This is a genomic window from Flavobacterium sp. TAB 87 (assembly GCF_001529295.1).
In the GTDB taxonomy this organism is placed as follows: domain Bacteria; phylum Bacteroidota; class Bacteroidia; order Flavobacteriales; family Flavobacteriaceae; genus Flavobacterium.
Genome location: NZ_LLWK01000035.1, coordinates 72,111 through 89,379 on the forward strand (window position 1 = coordinate 72,111; position 17,269 = coordinate 89,379).

The window sequence follows — 17,269 nt, forward strand, 5'->3', positions numbered from 1 at the left end:
CAGTCAATCTCAACGATATGATTGTACTACCAGAACTAAACGAAAAGAAAATCAAAATTCTTGATGAGGCAGAAAAACTTTTCGCCGAAAAAGGATACGAAGGAACTTCCATTCGAGACATTTCGAAGGAAGCCAAAATAAACGTGGCTATGGTGTCGTATTATTTTGGTTCTAAAGAACGTTTGCTAGAGTCTTTGATCTTATATAAAATTTCTGATTTAAAAAATCAGTTGGAAAATTTATCAAAAGAAAACCTACAACCTATTGAAAAAGTTAATAAATTAATCGAACTTTACATAGCCCGAATCAACTGTAACAGAGGCATTTTCAGGATTATGCACTTCGAAATGACGTCGAAAAAGAATAACAAGCGCTTAAAAATATTTGCAGAAATTAAGAGAGAAAACTTAGCATCTGTCGATCAGATTATTAAGGAAGGCCAAGAAAAAGGAGTTTTTAGAAAAGATATTATCATTCCCTTACTGACTACGACAATTGTAGGAACTTTTTTTCAATTTCATATGAATAAACTTTTTTATCAAGAATTATTTAACCTACACAATGAATCCGATTACAATCAGTATATCAAAAACAGTTTAACAAAACACATTCAACAAACCATAAAAGCACTTCTTGTATATGAAAATTAATCCATTACTGCTCTTCAGTATTTTTCTTGCAGGGTTAACATCTGCTGCTGCTCAAGAAAAGACAAGTTTATCATTGGAAGAAGCCGTTCAAATTGCATGGAAAAAAAGTAACGAATCTGCTTTAGCAACTGCAAAAGTAAACTCCAAACAATACGAACTACAAACGGTAAAGAACAAGCAATATCCTGATGTAAAATTATCTTCACAGTACCAATATCTACCAACAGGAAATATTACCATTTTACTTCCACAAGATCCTAATGCTCCCGGATCGGCTCAGCCTCCAGCTGTAAATCAAATCTTTTTTGCACAAACTGCAGTTTCTATGCCGATATTTTCGGGATTTAAAATTCAGCGTAGTATCAATTTGTACTCCACTTTATATGAAGCAGAAAGTGCTACAGCATTAAAAACGAAGGAAGACATAGCCTTGCGCGTCGTAAAATATTATACCAATTTATACAAAGCACAAAAAACAGTAGAACTTTTAGGAGAGAATCAAAAAAGTGCACAACAACGTGTTAACGATTTTGTTGAATTGGAAAGTAACGGAATCATTCCTAAAAATGATTTACTAAAAGCGCAGTTGCAAGTATCAAAAATTCAACTGTCTGTTGATGAAGCCAAAAACAATCAGAACATTGTAAATTATTATTTGGTAACCTTATTAAAAATGGACCCAAATACTAAAATTACGATTACAGAAAGCGACTTGAGCAAATTTGAACCTCGTATTTTACAATCGGATACCGATCTAGCGTTAAGCAACAGAAAAGATCTAGAAGCGCTTCGCCTACAAGGAAAAGCGAGCGAAGAGAACGTTAAAATTGCCAAGAGCAATTATTATCCTTCGATAGCAATTATTGGCGGTTATGCCCTAATCGATATTAAAAATGCATTGGAAGCAACTAATTTGACCAATGTTGGTGTTGGACTTTCTTATGACTTATCCGGGTTAATAAAAAACAGCACTACTGTTAAAATGGCTCAAAGCAAAGCAGACGAAGCCAAGCACTCTGAAGAAATTCTAATCGATTATATCAAAGTGCAAGTACAACAAGCTGCAGAAGAGTACGACTTGGCTGTCAATCAAGATGTTGTTTACGAACAAGCATTAGCGCAAGCTTCTGAAAATTATCGAATAGTAAAAGATAAATATGATAATGATTTATCAGATACGAACGATTTACTTGAAGCCGACGTGGATCAATTAAGTGCGCAAATCAACAAAGCGGTATCAAAAGCCAATATAATTCAGAAATATTACGAATTACTTTCGGCTACAGGACAAATTTCTCAATCTTTCAATCTTTCAAAAATATAATCATAACTATCATGGAAAAGAAAAAATCAAATACCAAATTTATAATAATATTAGTTCTCTTGGTAGTTATAGGTGGAGGATACGGAACATACAAATACATGCACTCGTTAGGTCATGAAGAAACCGATGATGCACAAATTGAGAAAAACATGAACCCAATTATTCCGAGAGTCCCGGGATATATTAGCAAAGTGTATGTAAAAGACAACCAATTTGTAAAAACTGGCGATACCTTATTCTCTATTGATAAAAGAGATTATCAGTTAAAAATTGAAGATGCAAAAGCAGCTTTATTGGGAGCTGAAGGACAATATGCTGCCGCAAAAGCTGATATTGGAAGTGCTTATGCAAGCGTATCTGTATCTGATGCTAATATGAAGTCGGCTAGTGGAAACATTGAAACTGCAAAGATACGATTGACTCAAATTACAAATGACTACAACCGTTACAGTAATTTGTACAAAAATCACACAATCACCAAGCAGCAATATGAAAAAGCTTTGACAGCTAAACAAGAAGCTGAAAGTCAAATTCGCAATTTAGAGGCGCAACAAAAAGCAAGTTCTTTTCAGAAAAATGCAATTGAAGCAAAGTCTAAAGCATCGGACAAACAGACTGAAGTGGCTGCTGCAAATATTGAAAGAGCCAAAACAATGTTGGAAGTTGCCGAATTAAATTTAACGTATACCGTAGTTACTGCTGCTATCGATGGTCAACTTTCAAAAGTAGATATTCAGCCAGGACAGCTAGTACAACCAGGACAATCGTTGTTCTACATTATTAATAATGCCGAAGCTTGGGTTGTGGCTAATTTTAAAGAAACACAATTAAATAAAATGATTGTAGGTCAAAAAGTGACGATTAAAGTAGATGCGTATCCTGGTTATGAATTTAAAGGGACAGTGGGATCATTTTCTCCAGCTACTGGATCTCGATTTTCATTATTACCACCAGACAATGCGACAGGTAACTTTGTAAAAACGATTCAGCGTTTACCCGTTCGCATCACATTAGACGAATCGAATGATCCTGAAAAAATTAAATTACTTCGTTCAGGAATGAATGTTGACGTAGATGTACATTTAAAATAAATTTTAATCGCTGGCTGCTATCAAAACTGGTAGTAGGCAGTGTCACAATACTATCAAAAGATGGCGCAAACGGGACAAGATGATTTAGTAGAATATGGTTTTAGACGGGTTATTATAACCATTACTGCCGTACTCTGTGCCTTATTAGAAATTGTCGATACAACAATTGTGAATGTTGCATTAAATGATATGCGTGGGAGCCTTGGCGCTACACTTACAGATGTTGCGTGGGTTATTACTGCTTATGCAATTGCTAACGTAATTGTAATTCCGATGACCAGTTGGCTTTCCCAGCAATTTGGACGACGTAATTATTTTGCTGTTTCGATTGTCATCTTTACAGTTTCCTCGTTTTTATGCGGAAACGCGACCAATATTTGGGAACTAGTAGCCTTTAGATTCGTGCAAGGTCTAGGAGGTGGAGCACTTTTAGTTACGGCACAAACCATCATCACCGAAAGTTATCCCGTTGCAAAACGTGGAATGGCACAAGCAATTTACGGAATGGGTGTGATTGTTGGACCAACACTTGGACCACCTTTAGGAGGCTATTTGGTTGATAATTATAGTTGGCCTTATATATTTTATATTAATATTCCCTTGGGAATTATCGCTACGTTACTGACGCTTTCTTTTGTGAAAAGTCCGAAATACGGTGGAAAATTAAAAGCCAGCCAAGTCGATTGGTGGGGAATTGTATTTCTCGCTACTTTTATTGGTTCGCTTCAATTTATATTAGAACACGGGCAACAAGACGACTGGTTTAATGACGGTTTAATTGTAACCTTGACGGTAACAACTGTTTTTGGTTTACTCTTTTTCATTTGGCGAGAACTCACCTTTGAGCATCCTATTGTCAATTTACGAGTATTGAAAGATACCAATCTACGAGTCGGAACAATTTTAACCTTTATTTTAGGTTTCGGACTGTATGGCTCTACTTTTATAATTCCGATTTATACGCAATCTGTTTTGGGATGGACTGCTTTTCAAGCTGGAATGTTCTTGATACCAAGTTCACTAACCACAGCGTTCATGATGCCCATTATTGGAAAAATGATTCAGAAGGGATTGCCGCAATCGTACATGATTGCAGCTGGTTTCTTAACGTTCTTTTTCTTTTCATTTATTATGCGCAACGTGTTAACAGGTGATACAGGAACTGAACACATGTTTTGGCCGTTAATTATGAGAGGTTTGGGTCTTGGATTGTTATTTGTACCAATAACCACATTATCACTCTCTACACTATCAGGAAAAAGTATTGGTGAAGGTGCGGCATTTACAGGAATGACACGTCAATTAGGAGGTTCTTTTGGTATTGCTTTAATAACAACATTTATTACCCGCCAAACACAGACACATCGCGTTGATTTAGTTGCCAACTTAGATCCCACCAATTTCAACGTGCAGCAAACTATTCAGCAATTGCAAATGGGTTTCATGTCTAAAGGGTTTTCGATAAACGAATCACTTGCCAAAGCCTATCAAGTATTAGATCATAAAGTCACGACGCAAGCGACAATCTTGTCATTTCAAGATATATTCTGGTATTTAGCGATCTTATTTTTAGTATGTATTCCTTTTATGTTTTTAATTAAAAAAGGAAAAAATACCATTGATCCCGCTGATGCCATGCACTAAATAATAATATAGTTAAACAAAAAATCCGAATTCATTAAAAGTATGAATTCGGATTTTTTTTATTCAAATTTAGTCTAGACAAAGTTGTATCTAAACAATTTAGATGCATGCTAAATTCTATAGTACCTTTATTAAAAACTCTTGAACTTTGAAGATCTGAATCTCTGAACCTTCAAAAAAACTTATCGCGTAAAAATCAAATGATTGTCTTTGGATAAATTAGCGTCAAATTGATACCCATCATAATTGAAACCTTTCAAATCAGCAACTGTTTCGGCATTAGTATCAATAATGTAGCGCACCATCATTCCGCGTGCTTTTTTAGCATAAAAGCTAATTATCTTTAATTTACCCTCTTTATAGTCTTTAAAATCTGGTGTAATTACAGGCACTTTTAACCGTTTTTCGTCCACGGCCGAAAAATATTCTTTACTCGCTAAATTAACAAATAGCTCGTCTTTTTTTAATTCTTTATTTAAGGCGTTGGTGACAATTGGTTTCCAAAACTCATGAATATTTTTTGCATCATCAATAGGCAATTTAATTCCCATTTCTAAACGGTATGCTTGCATCAAGTCCAGTGGCTTTAAAATACCGTACAGGCCGGATAAAATACGAAGTTTATCTTGCAACGCATCTATTTTGTCAACCGGAATCGTGTAAGCATCTAATCCTGTGTATACATCTCCATCAAAAGTATAAATTGCCGGGCGCGCATTTTTAGTAGTAAAAGGGGTTTTCCAATCTTGGTTGCGTTGCCAATTTAAATCAGCCAACTTATCTGAAATTGACATCAATTCCGACAAATCTTTTGGAGTTTTAGTTTTTATAACCGCATGCACTTTTTTAGCTTCACTTAATAAAATAGAAGTGGTATGTCGCGTTGTTGGTAAATCTGATTCGAAATTTAAGGACTTGGCAGGTGATATAACAATTTTCATTTGTATACATTTTCGATTTACTCAAAAGTACAAATTACGTTTAAAAATTCCGCCGATTTGAATTGATTTGTTTGATAGTTCTATCTTAAAAATTGTCGAACGTTACTTAAAAAAAAAATTGATAATTGGCGTGAAGTGGAATTAAGCTATATAAACTATCTAAATTCAAAAAACGACTGTTAGAAATTTCTTAAATGTGGAAAAAAACAGCATTCTAATTGTAAAACGAGTTTAGTATGTTGTAAATTTGCGGTCGGTAATTTTGCATCCAAAGAACTATTTTTTTTTGAAAGAAAACCGATTACAATAGTATAATAATTTTACAATTGTATTGAATTAAAATCAGAATTTCAAACCAGATAAATGAATTACAAGTCGGCTTTACATCATAAAATTTTCGAAATCATTTCGCAAGCTTCTCAAGAACTTAACCTTTCGAGTTATGTAATTGGTGGTTTTGTTAGAGATTTACTTTTGCAACGTGATTTTAAAAAAGACATTGATATTGTAGCGGTTGGTAGCGGAATTGAACTGGCTTTGAAAGTCTCCGATTTACTTCCTAAAAAACCAAAAGTACAGGTTTTTAAAAATTATGGAACCGCAATGCTCCGTTTTGAAGAGACCGATATTGAGTTTGTTGGGGCCCGAAAAGAATCGTATAATTTTGACAGTCGCAATCCACTTGTAGAAGACGGAACGCTAGAAGACGACCAAAACAGACGCGACTTCACCATTAATGCTTTGGCTTTATCTTTAAATCCAGACACTTTTGGAGATCTATTAGATCCTTTTGACGGTTTGGCTGATTTGGATAATAAAATTATCAAAACACCATTAACGCCACACATCACTTATTCTGACGATCCGCTGCGCATGTTGCGTGCGATTCGTTTTGCCAATCAATTGAATTTTGAAATTGAAGCAAATTCTTTAGCGGCAATTACCAAAAATGCAAACCGCATCAAAATTATTTCGGGAGAGCGAATTGTTGACGAACTGAATAAAATACTTTCGACACCAAAACCTTCAACTGGTTTTTTACTGTTGTTTCAAACGGGACTTTTAGAAATCATTCTTCCAGAATTGACTGCTTTAAATCAAGTCGAAGAAATAGACGGACATACACACAAAAATAATTTTTATCACACTTTAGAAGTGGTTGATAATATTTGTGCCAATACTGATGATGTTTGGTTGCGTTGGGCGGCTCTATTACACGATATCGGTAAAGCTCCAACCAAACGCTTTAATAAAAGACAAGGCTGGACATTTCATGGTCATGAATTTTTAGGCGGGAAAATGGTCAAAAAAATATTTGAGCGCTTGCACATGCCTTTGAATCAAAAAATGAAATTTGTTCAAAAAATGGTTATTATGAGTTCGCGACCAATTGTTTTGTCACAAGATATGGTAACGGACAGCGCAGTTCGGCGTTTGGTTTTTGATGCTGGCGAAGATGTAGAAAATTTAATGATTTTATGTGAAGCAGACATCACCACAAAAAACCCTAACAAGTTTAAAAAATACCACAAGAATTTTGAAGTTGTTCGAAACAAATTGGTTGAGGTAGAAGAGCGCGATCATGTTCGTAATTTTCAGCCACCAATTTCGGGCGAAGAAATAATGGAAATCTATAATTTGGAACCTTCCCGTGAAATCGGATTGATTAAAGAAGCCATAAAAGAAGCTATTTTGGAAGGTGAAATTCCAAATGAATATGATGCTGCCTATGCCTTTATGCAAAAAAAAGCAGCAAAATTAGGATTAAAGCAAGAATTAAAGTAGTGTAAAAACTTAATACCGCGTTTAAATTGAATCCAACTTATCAAATGAAAAAAGAGAATAAATCAGTAACGATTTGGTTACTTTCAGGTTGTTTTTTATTGTTTATAATGGTCGTTGTAGGCGGAATTACGCGCTTGACCAATTCTGGCTTATCGATGACCGATTGGCATTTGGTAACCGATACCTTCCCTCCTCTTAGCGAAGCTAAATGGCAAGAGGCATTTGACGAATACAAGAAATTTCCCGAATACCAAAAAGTGAATATTCACAACGATTTTCAGCTTGCTGATTATCAATTTATTTATTTTTGGGAATGGTTTCACCGTTTTATCGGACGTATTATTGGTTTAGTTTTCTTGATTCCCTTTATTTACTTTTTAATTAAAAAGAAATTAGATACCTCAACTATAAAAAAGTGTTTGGTACTTCTAGCAATGGGAGGTTTTCAAGGATTTTTAGGTTGGTTTATGGTTCGTAGCGGTTTGATTGATAATCCAGATGTGAGTCATTTTAGACTGTCCTTACACCTTACTTTTGCTTTTATAACCTTTGCTTATACACTTTGGGTAGCGTTAGATTTAATTTATCCAGAACGCAATGTGACGCGAATTATTCCGCTTAGAAATATTGCAAGAGCTACCTTAATTTTCTTATTAATTCAGATTATATATGGTGGTTTTGTAGCAGGTTTAAATGCTGGATTAGTGCATAATCATTGGCCTTTAATGAGCGATGGACAATTGATACATGACTCAGTTTTTATTGAACAACCGACCCTATTTTTAAACTTAGTAGAAGGCAAAAGTGGTGTTCAATTCGTACACCGAACTTTTGCTTATGTGGTGGTCGCATTGATACTTTTCTTGTATTTTAAAAGCACCAAATACAACCTTTCTAAAACACAACTTGGCGGAATAAAAATCTTGGTTATTTTTGTATTTGTACAATTTATTTTGGGTGTATTTACACTTTTATATCGTGTTCCATTGGCTTTAGGATTAATTCACCAAATCATGGCTTTCTTCCTTTTAAGCGCAATGACTTATACCTTGCATCGATTGAGTAAATAATTAGCCAATCCAAGTTTTAAAATCAGTAACTTTTTCCCGACTTACAATTACCTCATCGTCTTTGTAAGTCGGTAACATAATCTTTAAACGGGAATTACTGTAGACTACAATTTCTTTGATGGCTTTCATCGGAATAAGATATTTTCGACTCACTCTAAAAAATTGTTTGGGATGGAGTTCTTGTTCTAAAACTTCTAAAGTAGAGTCGACTAAATAATTACGATTTTCGATGGTATGAATGTAAGTACCTTTGTTTTCGCTAAACAAACATTCAATTTCCTCCACAGGAATTACTTTAAGATGTTGTCCTATCTTTACTGTAAATCGTTCTTTGTATATTTTTTCGAACGGATTAGAAAGCATTCTTTTTACTTCTTCAAAATCAATGGCGAGAGTTTTATTTTCGACTGCTGGCTTTGGAATTCTAGTTCTAAATTTTGAAATAGCTATTTCTAAATCATCCTCATCAATTGGTTTCAATAAGTAATCAATACTATTTAATTTGAATGCTTTTAAGGCGTATTCATCATAAGCTGTTGTAAAAATAATAGCGCTCTGAATGTCTACCTTCTCAAAAATCTCAAACGAAAGTCCGTCAGAAAGCTGAATGTCTAAAAATATTAAATCGGGATGTTCGTTATTAGAAAACCAATCTATTGCTTCTTCAACAGAATGCAGCATTTCCGAAACTGCAACATTTAATTTTCCTAATTTTCGTTGCAACAAACGTGCAGCTGGCTTTTCGTCTTCAATAATAATTGTTGTCATCTAAATACGTTGGTTTTGGTTGTTATTTTATTACTGCCATTTCTGATTGGATTCTTCTTCCATGAATTCTTTCATTTTACGTTCTTCCCATCCCATACCAAAAAATATATTGTGACCAAAAACAGACACGCCATGTGCAACTAATCCTATTCCCCAAAATAAAGCAGTAGAAAACGTTTCCCAGTTCCAAAATTCAGAACTGCCAATCGTATTTCTATTAGTATTTGCAATAATAATAAATGCATTTACAAGAATATAGACCAAGAGATGGGTATAAAACCCTTTAATGCGTTTTACTCTTTCGTATGCCATTTGATAGCGTTCATCTGGATTGTTTTGTTCGTCTTGCAATGTTTCTAATCTTCTTCTAAATCTTCCCATGATTTCTTGATTTAACTATTATTGCCATTTATTTTTTTGTTCGTTTTCTAAATATTCATTTATCTTTCTTTGCTCCCATTCTTTGCCAAAAAACGGAATAAAATTAAACGTCTTCAAGCCGTGTATTACAAGGCCTAAACCCCACCATAGTAAAGGCCAATAAAACCATAAATGTCTGGGTGAAGTTGCCAAATTAATTCCTAATAAAAGTAAATTAACCATAGCAAAAGAAGCCAGATGACTGTAAAATCCTTTGATTTCTTGGACTCTTTTTCGCGCTTTAGCATAGCGTTCTTCTTCCGTAGCTATTCTTTCCATGATTACTTCCAATTTTGGTTGTGATTCTCTCTATTTAAAATTTCCTGAATTTTTCTCTCTTCCCACTTAGAACTGTATCCAAAAACCTTGAATGCGTGCAAGGACAATCCAATTCCCCAACCGAGCGCAGAAAACCAAAACCACTGAAATCCTGGTGAAAATCGCAAATTGATAAAGATCAAAACCGGAATCACGCAGCAGTACGAAATTAAATTTCCGTAAAAACCTTTCAGTTCGCGCACTCTTTTCTTGGCTCTGTAATATGAGCTATTTTCATTATAGGTTACAGCTGTTTCCATTACTTTAACTTGTTTGGTTAAGATCGGTATTTTAACTGCAAATATTTTTTCGTTCTCTTCAATTAATACTTTCCGGTCTGTGACAATACCGTAGCGGTTGACAATATTTTGTAAACCAACACCTTGACCTTCTTGCAGTACTCCTTTTTTCTGAAAGTCGTTCTCTACTACCAGATAATTATTTTTGATAAAAATTCGAATGTGTAGCGGCTTTTGCTCGCTAACTACATTGTGTTTTACGGTATTCTCTAACAACAATTGCAATGATAGCGGCACTACTTTAGCGTCAGTACTAATTTCTTCGGATGGTAATTCATAAAACAAACTGTTCTCAAAACGCATCTTCAATAAATTCATGTACGTTTTTGCAAAGCGTAATTCCTCTTCTACCGACACCAATTCTTTATCTTTTTGTGCCAGAACATATCGGTAAATTGTAGATAAAGAAGTGGTAAATCGTTGCGCATTGTCTGGATTTTCTTCGATTAATGAACTCAACACATTTAAACTATTAAATAAAAAATGTGGATCAATTTGATTTTTAAGACTTTCAAATTTTGCATTGGCTGTTCCTGCCAAAATTTTGTGCTCGATAATCTCTTTCTTCGATGCTTGCTTCCAGTTGATCATGAAACTTCGAGCATGAATAAACGTAGAAACGCCCAAGGATAAAATAATGTAAAACAGATGTACCCATACCATTCGGTCATTAAAAAATTCAGAAGTAGGTAAATCTTGAAAAACTGAAAAAGTTAAATAATCAATCCCTAAAACAACTGGAATAGTATACAGAATGGTAGCTATTATTCCAAAATAAACTCTCAAATTAGTTTGCTCGAGCCAATCCCATTTTTTATCTAGAAATAAGTTAATCATTCCGTTTCCAAAACCAATTCCAAAAGAATAAAGTGCGCTTACAATAAAGGTATTCAGGACACTATTTACTGCAAAGTTCATTTGAAGCACAGAAAACACTAATGTAAAAATCAAACTAATTTTTAAACAAATAGTAAAACCTTTATTAAATTCTGTAAACGTTTTAATTTTTTGATTTTCCACTCTATTGTTTTATTTTTTACAATTCTTTTGCGTTTCCAAAGCTCTTTCTAAACCCCAACTAGGAGCAAAAGGACTTTCTGGTTTAAAAGTAGCAAAAAGTTCAATAGCCTTGTCGACTTCTGCACATAAAGGTTTGGTGTCTATGCCTGTCCATTTGGCTCCACCCATTTGAAAATCGGCTTTACCAAAAACGACTCTCGGATTGTTAGGCGCCAATGCTTCTGCTTTTTCATATTGCTCCATTACTTTGGCAGAATATTTCATTCCGTTTATCATCGGATCAGATACAATCCACGCTGTATAAATCATTGCCTGCACTACGTATAACTCTGCGTTATTTTGATCTTTGATCATTTCGATATCTAAAGCTGTTTGCGCTTTGTTCAACAATAAATTTAATTGCGTTTTATCTGTAGTTTGAAAAGCCGCTGTCGTATTTACTAAAGCTACATAATAATCAGGCAACCAATTGGTTTTTTCGGCAGCTGCAATTCTTTCAAATAAAGCCGAGGCTTCGGTATTTTTTCCTTCTTTCCATAATCCGAATGCTTTTTGCATTCCGGTTTCGTACTGGCTTTGCGCGGTTAATAAACTACAAACAAATAACGTAATTGCGGTGATGATTTTTGTCATGATTTTACTTTTAAGGTTTAAATTAATAGTGGTTAAGAGTGATAGCATTCTTTTTTTTCTTTTATTTCGTTACGACTCAAAAATGTTCTATCTAAGCCGCTGTCTCCAATTCTAATTCAAATGTATTTCAGCATTATTCAAATTAAAATTTAAAACTACTCAACTGTTGAATTTTTAGGATGAATTGTTTGTTTTAAAATTCTATAAAATAAAAACGGACTGACTTTTTTATTTAAGTCAATCCGCAGTTTCTAATTACACCATTTTATCTTGTGACGTCTTACTTTTTACTTTTTAAGTGCTTGCCTAGAAAAGTTTCCATAGCACCATAAAAATCATACATATTATCTTGATTGTGAAAACCGTGACCTTCATCCTTTTTAACCATATATTCAACCTCTACTCCTTGTTTTTTTAGCGCTGCAACCATCTGATCGCTTTCGTCTTTATTAACTCTTGGATCATTTGCTCCTTGTGCGATGAACAAGGGCGTTTTTATTTTATCAGCATGTAAAGCTGGAGAAATAGAGGCTAAAAACAAACTGTCTTTTACAGGATCACCAACCATTTCGTGAAACTGATCAAGGTATGGTTTCCAATAGGGAGGAATGGTATTCATAAAACTAAACATATTGCTTACCCCAACATAATCTACTGCGGCTGCATACAAATCTGGTGTAAACGCAACTCCTGCCAAGGTTGCGTAGCCGCCGTAACTCCCTCCGTAAATGGCAATTCGGTCTTTGTCTGCAATTCCTTCTTTTTTCATCCATTCTACTCCATCGGTGATGTCATCTTGCATTGTTTTTCCCCATTGTTTAAACGACGACTGCCAGAAATCTTTACCGTAACCAGTGCTTCCTCTAAAATTCATTTGCAACACAGCATATCCTCGGTTCGCTAAAAACTGAACTTCATTGTTAAATCCCCAGCTGTCTCTTGCCCACGGACCTCCATGAGGATTAACCACTAATGGTAGATTTTTAGGTTCGACGCCAATAGGAATTGTTAGATAACCGTGAATAACCATACCATCTCTGGCAGTGTAAGTAATAGGCTTCATGTAACTCATCTGACTTTCTATAATCCACGGAAATGGATTTGCAGCTAATTTGGAATCTCTTGTTTTAAAGTCATATAAATAATATTTCCCGGGAGTTCGGTCGTTGCCGATCCAAACAATAGCTTTTGTTCTCGCGTCATCATACGAAAGCACTTCTACTTCGTAATTTTTAAATTTCGATTTTAGATTACCATCAATTTCTTTCCATTCTTTATCAAAAAAATGTTTTTCCATTTTAGCTTCTTCCCAAGTTACATTAACTAATTTTTGCTTTTTTCGATCGTAAAAAACATCACTTAGATCATAATCTTTAACTCCATAAATTTCTTTCAACTCTTTCTTAACAATTGGATCGTAGGAAACCAATACAATTTTATCTCTGTTAATATTAGACATGGCATAAATATCCTTGTTTAGGCTGTCAAATGATTTTGGATAAAAAGCTTCTTTAAAGGAAGTCGTGAGGAGTTCAGAAAAAGGTTCTGCGGCTGAATTTCTGTAATTCCAAGTAATATTTACACCATCCGTTTTAGATGCTAATCGTATAACACCTTCATTATCGGTAATCCACTCATCGTAATTTTCTTTATTATCGTATAATAAAGTCAGTACTCCAGTATCTATATTAAGTAAATAGGGATCAAAATATTCTCTAGTTCGCTTATTTAAACCCACAATCATTTCAGAATTTTTTCCTTTAACATCTTTTAAATCATCAATAATAACTGCTCTCACTCCAGCAAAGGGAGTCAATGCTTTTTTATCACTACCATCTGGTTTTACAGAGAATAATTGAAAGTTTTCATCTCCGCCAAAATCTTGTGAAAATACTATGCGATTTCCTTTCCAAAAATAACTTCCAATACTTCTAAGCGTATCTTCGGTTACGCGAATTGCTTTTTGGTCATTTCCTTTTTGAACAAATACATTCATTTTTCCTTTATAATCGGCTCTGTAGCTGAAATAATTTCCATCGGGAGAAATCCGAAAAGTTGTCTTTTCTCCATTTCTAAAAAACGTTTTTAAATCAAGCAATGGTGCTAGACTTTCTTTTTCTTTCTTTTCAAAAGATTGAAAAAAAACAACACTCAAAATCAGTAGGGCACTAATAACAACATACTTTTTCATATTGATAATTTTTAATATTAGTCGTTAAGGCCGAAATAAAACTTCTACTTTAACTAAACTAAATTACAAAAATAAATTTTAAACAACTGAAAAACTGATAGTTAAATTAAAAATCACGTAAAAACACGCATCAAGATTTAAATTTAAAATACGTCGGTAACCTCTAGTTTTCCACTATAAATTCTTCAACTGATTGTCATTTTTATTTTTGCTGATCGTCCAAAAGAATCCAACAAAGAAAAAACGATCGGCTGTTGGTGTTACAGCTTGTCGGTTATAAAGACCATTTGCCTCTGGATTTTTAGCATAGTCGTAGCCAAAAACATTTTGAGCGCCCAAAATATTAGAAACAGAGAAATACAAAATCTTCTGCGTCGTTAGCAAATACGCCCAATTGAAACTCAAGCTATTGTATGATTTGGTTTTGCCATTCATAAATTGAGCTTCATTCGGGTTGTTATACGGACGACCCGAACTAAAACTATTCGTAAAACCTATTTGCGATTTCCAATCGGTTATAAAATATTTGGTTACTACCGATACACTGTGATTGGCAATAAAACTAGGAGTTGCCATAGTTGGAAAATTTTTATAATTGCGTTCAGAATCAATATAAGAATAGGAAATCCAGTATTCTAAATTTTTAATCAAATTGCTGTCTCTCCAAAACAAATCCAAACCTTTGGCATAACCCGACCCGTTATTAGTAAAACCCGAGTTGTACTGAATATCTTGCGTGTCGTACTGCACTAAATTGCTGTACTTTTTATAGTAGGCTTCTGCACGAAGGGTCTGTCCAGGTTTGGTATACAGATAATTAAGGATATAATGTTGCGCTTTTTCGCTTTCAAATTGATGATATTTGGAATATTTGATATACTCCGCAACCGGACTTTGACTAAAATCTCCATAAGCCAAAGCAAATTGTCCCTTTCTGGATGGTTTGTATGCTACTGAAATTCTAGGAGCCACGGTAGTTTCGTTTAGTAGATCGTTATTGGAAATTCGAAAACCAACTTTTGCCGCTAGTTTTTTAGAAAATAAAACTTCGCCTTCAGTAAAAAAAGCGGCAACATTCGCATTGTACCTATTCTTTAATGCTAACGAATTTGCAAAACTAGTATCTTCGGAAAACTGCGTTATAAAATAATCGCTACCAAAAGACAATTTAAAACGATTGGAAATATTTTTTCGCAATTTCAACTTCAAATGTGCCGCATTTTCATCATTGTCATTCTCTACATTATTAAATTGCTGCTGATTTTTATTGTATCCATAACTCAACCCGGTAGTCAATTGCCAACCGGTACCAAAATTACCTTTGTAGGATGCGTTTATATACAGGTTATTATTTAATAAACTCACGTGAATTGGTTGCGCAAAATTGACATTTTTCTGATTGATATCTAAAATCGAATTATCAAAAGCAGCGTATAACTTAACTATTCCATTGGTAAAATGATAGCGGTATACAGTTGCACCAGCAATTGACTGATACGGTTTATTCCATTCTATATTCTGGGGAACTAATGCAATGTACGGTTGTAAATTAATGTAAGATGCATTTACACTTAAGGAGCTTTTTTCCCATTTTTGGGTGTTTCCTAAACCTAAGCCTACGGTCATTACCGCCAGTTCCGTTTTGTTTTGATCGGGTTCATCTTGCGTTTCTAACAACAAAACACTCGATAAAGCCTCTCCATACTCTGCAGAGTAACCACCTGTAGAGAATGACATTCCGCTAAATAGAAAAGGCGAAAAGCGCCCGCGTGTAGGTAAATTTTGAACGGAAGCGCCGTACGGTTGCGAAACGCGAATACCATCTACGTAGGTTTGCGTCTCACTGGCTTCTCCTCCGCGAACAAAAAGTCGCCCGTCTTCTGCCACATTTTGAGTTCCAGGCAGAGTTTGTAATGCCGCAATAATATTGCCGACAGAACCAGCTGTAGTCACAATATCCAAAGGTTTTAAAACAGAAACTCTTGCTTTATCTCCCGATTCCATCGTTCCTGCAGTGATAACGACCGCATCTAATGAATTGACATTCTCGCGAAGTTTAAATACTTGATTTTTACAATTGCTAACAGCAACAGCTACTTCGAGTGTTTCATATTCCAAAGAACTAATGACTAACGTCTTTGTTCCTAGCTCTATAGTTTCAAACGAAAAATCTCCATTTTGCTCAGTTGAAGCGCCATCATACGTGCCATCGAGATACACATTAGCTCCGGCAATAGCGCGTCCTTTCTCATCAGTAACTTTACCAGAAATGGTGTGCTGTCCATAAAAAAAATTGGTGCCAAATAAAAATAGAACGATCCATACTATATTTAACGGGTTTTTTGATTGTCTTTTGGTTTCCATTATATTGTTTTTGATGTATCAAAAGTATTTTGATTGTATCAACAATAAAATTTAATAAAACTCAACTGCTGAAATTTGAGGATGAACTGTAAATGTTTACTTTTACTTGACTGAAAAGGAACTTTATGAAATCAGAAAAAGAAAAAATGATTGCGGGCGATTATTACTTAGCAGGTGATGCTATTTTGGTAAAAGACCGTCGTCGTGCCAAACTTTTACTGCATCGATTGAATGTTATCGAATATAGAATGACCAAAAAAGCCAAAGAAATTTTAGCCGAATTGGTTCCGAATGTGGGCGCTAACTTTTATATTGAACCTCCTTTTCATTGTGATTACGGATACAATATCTCTTGTGGCGAAAACGTATATTTTAACGTTAATTGTGTGGTCTTAGACTGCGCTCCTGTTACTTTAGGAAACAATGTCTTTATTGCTCCCAATGTTCAAATTTACACCGCTTCTCATCCACTTGACGCTGAATTAAGACGAAGTTTAGAAAATGCTTTACCCGTAACAATTGGTGATGATTGCTGGATTGGTGGCAACTCGGTTATTTGTCCGGGCGTAACTATTGGTAAAGGTTGTGTTATCGGAGCGGGTTCGGTGGTGACCAAAGATATTCCCGACCATTCTTTAGCTGTCGGTAATCCTGCAAAAGTCATTCGGAAATTGAACCAAGATTGATCTTTTATTTCCAACTAAATTCACTTTAATGACGGTAGTTCACCCTATAATATTCGATTTAAATT

15 protein-coding genes are annotated in these 17,269 nt (G+C 34.7%); 7 read left to right on the plus strand and 8 right to left on the minus strand.

What is annotated here, in order from left to right; translation table 11 throughout:
* The first annotated feature begins 17 nt into the window (after positions 1-17).
* The 4 genes from AP058_RS07165 to AP058_RS07180 are packed head-to-tail and all read left to right on the plus strand — an operon-like array spanning position 18 to position 4,709.
* Positions 18-650: a TetR/AcrR family transcriptional regulator gene (locus tag AP058_RS07165; RefSeq protein ID WP_066308515.1), complete on the plus strand. Its 633-nt coding sequence runs from the start codon at positions 18-20 to the stop codon at positions 648-650.
* A complete protein-coding gene (locus AP058_RS07170) occupies positions 640-1,974 on the plus strand; it encodes a TolC family protein (protein WP_066308517.1) in 1,335 nt (444 codons plus the stop codon). The genes AP058_RS07165 and AP058_RS07170 overlap by 11 nt, the downstream gene beginning before the upstream one ends.
* An 11-nt stretch (positions 1,975-1,985) precedes the next feature.
* A complete protein-coding gene (locus AP058_RS07175; RefSeq protein ID WP_066308519.1) occupies positions 1,986-3,065 on the plus strand; it encodes an HlyD family secretion protein in 1,080 nt (359 codons plus the stop codon).
* Positions 3,066-3,125: 60 nt separating this feature from the next.
* Positions 3,126-4,709: a DHA2 family efflux MFS transporter permease subunit gene (locus AP058_RS07180; RefSeq protein ID WP_066308521.1), complete on the plus strand. Its 1,584-nt coding sequence runs from the start codon at positions 3,126-3,128 to the stop codon at positions 4,707-4,709.
* 182 nt (positions 4,710-4,891) lie between these two features.
* Here AP058_RS07180 and yaaA read toward each other — a convergent pair whose 3' ends face one another.
* Positions 4,892-5,650, minus strand: a complete 759-nt coding sequence (yaaA, locus tag AP058_RS07185; protein WP_066308526.1) for a peroxide stress protein YaaA — start codon at positions 5,648-5,650, stop codon at positions 4,892-4,894.
* A gap of 363 nt (positions 5,651-6,013) precedes the next feature.
* On the opposite strand from yaaA, the gene AP058_RS07190 reads away from it, so the two are divergent.
* Together AP058_RS07190 and AP058_RS07195 are read left to right on the plus strand one after the other, a co-directional pair.
* Complete coding sequence (locus AP058_RS07190) at positions 6,014-7,435, plus strand: CCA tRNA nucleotidyltransferase (RefSeq protein WP_066308528.1); 1,422 nt, start codon at positions 6,014-6,016, stop codon at positions 7,433-7,435.
* A gap of 44 nt (positions 7,436-7,479) precedes the next feature.
* Entirely contained in the window at positions 7,480-8,505 is a 1,026-nt protein-coding gene (locus AP058_RS07195) for a COX15/CtaA family protein (RefSeq protein ID WP_066308529.1), read from the plus strand.
* Here the strand turns inward: AP058_RS07195 and AP058_RS07200 are convergent, their stop codons facing one another.
* The 7 genes from AP058_RS07200 to AP058_RS07230 form a co-directional block, all read right to left on the minus strand.
* A complete protein-coding gene (locus AP058_RS07200; RefSeq protein ID WP_066308536.1) occupies positions 8,506-9,273 on the minus strand; it encodes a LytTR family DNA-binding domain-containing protein in 768 nt (255 codons plus the stop codon). It lies immediately after the preceding gene.
* Between the two features lie 30 nt (positions 9,274-9,303).
* Positions 9,304-9,654: a 2TM domain-containing protein gene (locus tag AP058_RS07205; RefSeq protein WP_066308539.1), complete on the minus strand. Its 351-nt coding sequence runs from the start codon at positions 9,652-9,654 to the stop codon at positions 9,304-9,306.
* Between the two features lie 18 nt (positions 9,655-9,672).
* A complete protein-coding gene (locus AP058_RS07210; protein WP_066308542.1) occupies positions 9,673-9,972 on the minus strand; it encodes a 2TM domain-containing protein in 300 nt (99 codons plus the stop codon).
* A 2-nt stretch (positions 9,973-9,974) separates the two neighbouring features.
* Entirely contained in the window at positions 9,975-11,330 is a 1,356-nt protein-coding gene (locus AP058_RS07215) for a 2TM domain-containing protein (RefSeq protein WP_066308547.1), read from the minus strand.
* 9 nt (positions 11,331-11,339) lie between these two features.
* Positions 11,340-11,963, minus strand: a complete 624-nt coding sequence (locus tag AP058_RS07220) for a hypothetical protein (protein WP_066308549.1) — start codon at positions 11,961-11,963, stop codon at positions 11,340-11,342.
* Positions 11,964-12,243: 280 nt separating this feature from the next.
* Positions 12,244-14,154 (minus strand): S9 family peptidase, encoded by a 1,911-nt coding sequence (locus AP058_RS07225; protein ID WP_066308552.1) that lies wholly within the window; start codon positions 14,152-14,154, stop codon positions 12,244-12,246.
* A 174-nt stretch (positions 14,155-14,328) separates the two neighbouring features.
* On the minus strand, positions 14,329-16,518 hold the full coding sequence (locus AP058_RS07230) for a TonB-dependent receptor (protein ID WP_066308557.1): 2,190 nt from the start codon (positions 16,516-16,518) through the stop codon (positions 14,329-14,331).
* A gap of 125 nt (positions 16,519-16,643) precedes the next feature.
* On the opposite strand from AP058_RS07230, the gene AP058_RS07235 reads away from it, so the two are divergent.
* Positions 16,644-17,204 carry a sugar O-acetyltransferase gene (locus AP058_RS07235; protein ID WP_066308560.1) on the plus strand — a complete coding sequence of 187 codons (561 nt, stop codon included), beginning with the start codon at positions 16,644-16,646 and terminating at the stop codon, positions 17,202-17,204.
* Positions 17,205-17,269: the final 65 nt, after the last annotated feature.

Bases quoted from the DNA above. Each gene is read 5' to 3' on its own strand.
- AP058_RS07175 (WP_066308519.1), top strand. From the start codon at position 1,986: ATGGAAAAGAAAAAATCAAATACCAAATTTATAATAATATTAGTTCTC.
- AP058_RS07235 (WP_066308560.1), top strand. From the start codon at position 16,644: ATGAAATCAGAAAAAGAAAAAATGATTGCGGGCGATTATTACTTAGCA.
- yaaA (WP_066308526.1), bottom strand. From the start codon at position 5,650: ATGAAAATTGTTATATCACCTGCCAAGTCCTTAAATTTCGAATCAGAT.
- AP058_RS07225 (WP_066308552.1), bottom strand. From the start codon at position 14,154: ATGAAAAAGTATGTTGTTATTAGTGCCCTACTGATTTTGAGTGTTGTT.
- AP058_RS07170 (WP_066308517.1), top strand. From the start codon at position 640: ATGAAAATTAATCCATTACTGCTCTTCAGTATTTTTCTTGCAGGGTTA.
- AP058_RS07195 (WP_066308529.1), top strand. From the start codon at position 7,480: ATGAAAAAAGAGAATAAATCAGTAACGATTTGGTTACTTTCAGGTTGT.
- AP058_RS07205 (WP_066308539.1), bottom strand. From the start codon at position 9,654: ATGGGAAGATTTAGAAGAAGATTAGAAACATTGCAAGACGAACAAAAC.
- AP058_RS07180 (WP_066308521.1), top strand. From the start codon at position 3,126: ATGGCGCAAACGGGACAAGATGATTTAGTAGAATATGGTTTTAGACGG.
- AP058_RS07220 (WP_066308549.1), bottom strand. From the start codon at position 11,963: ATGACAAAAATCATCACCGCAATTACGTTATTTGTTTGTAGTTTATTA.
- AP058_RS07190 (WP_066308528.1), top strand. From the start codon at position 6,014: ATGAATTACAAGTCGGCTTTACATCATAAAATTTTCGAAATCATTTCG.
- AP058_RS07230 (WP_066308557.1), bottom strand. From the start codon at position 16,518: ATGGAAACCAAAAGACAATCAAAAAACCCGTTAAATATAGTATGGATC.
- AP058_RS07200 (WP_066308536.1), bottom strand. From the start codon at position 9,273: ATGACAACAATTATTATTGAAGACGAAAAGCCAGCTGCACGTTTGTTG.
- AP058_RS07210 (WP_066308542.1), bottom strand. From the start codon at position 9,972: ATGGAAAGAATAGCTACGGAAGAAGAACGCTATGCTAAAGCGCGAAAA.
- AP058_RS07165 (WP_066308515.1), top strand. From the start codon at position 18: ATGATTGTACTACCAGAACTAAACGAAAAGAAAATCAAAATTCTTGAT.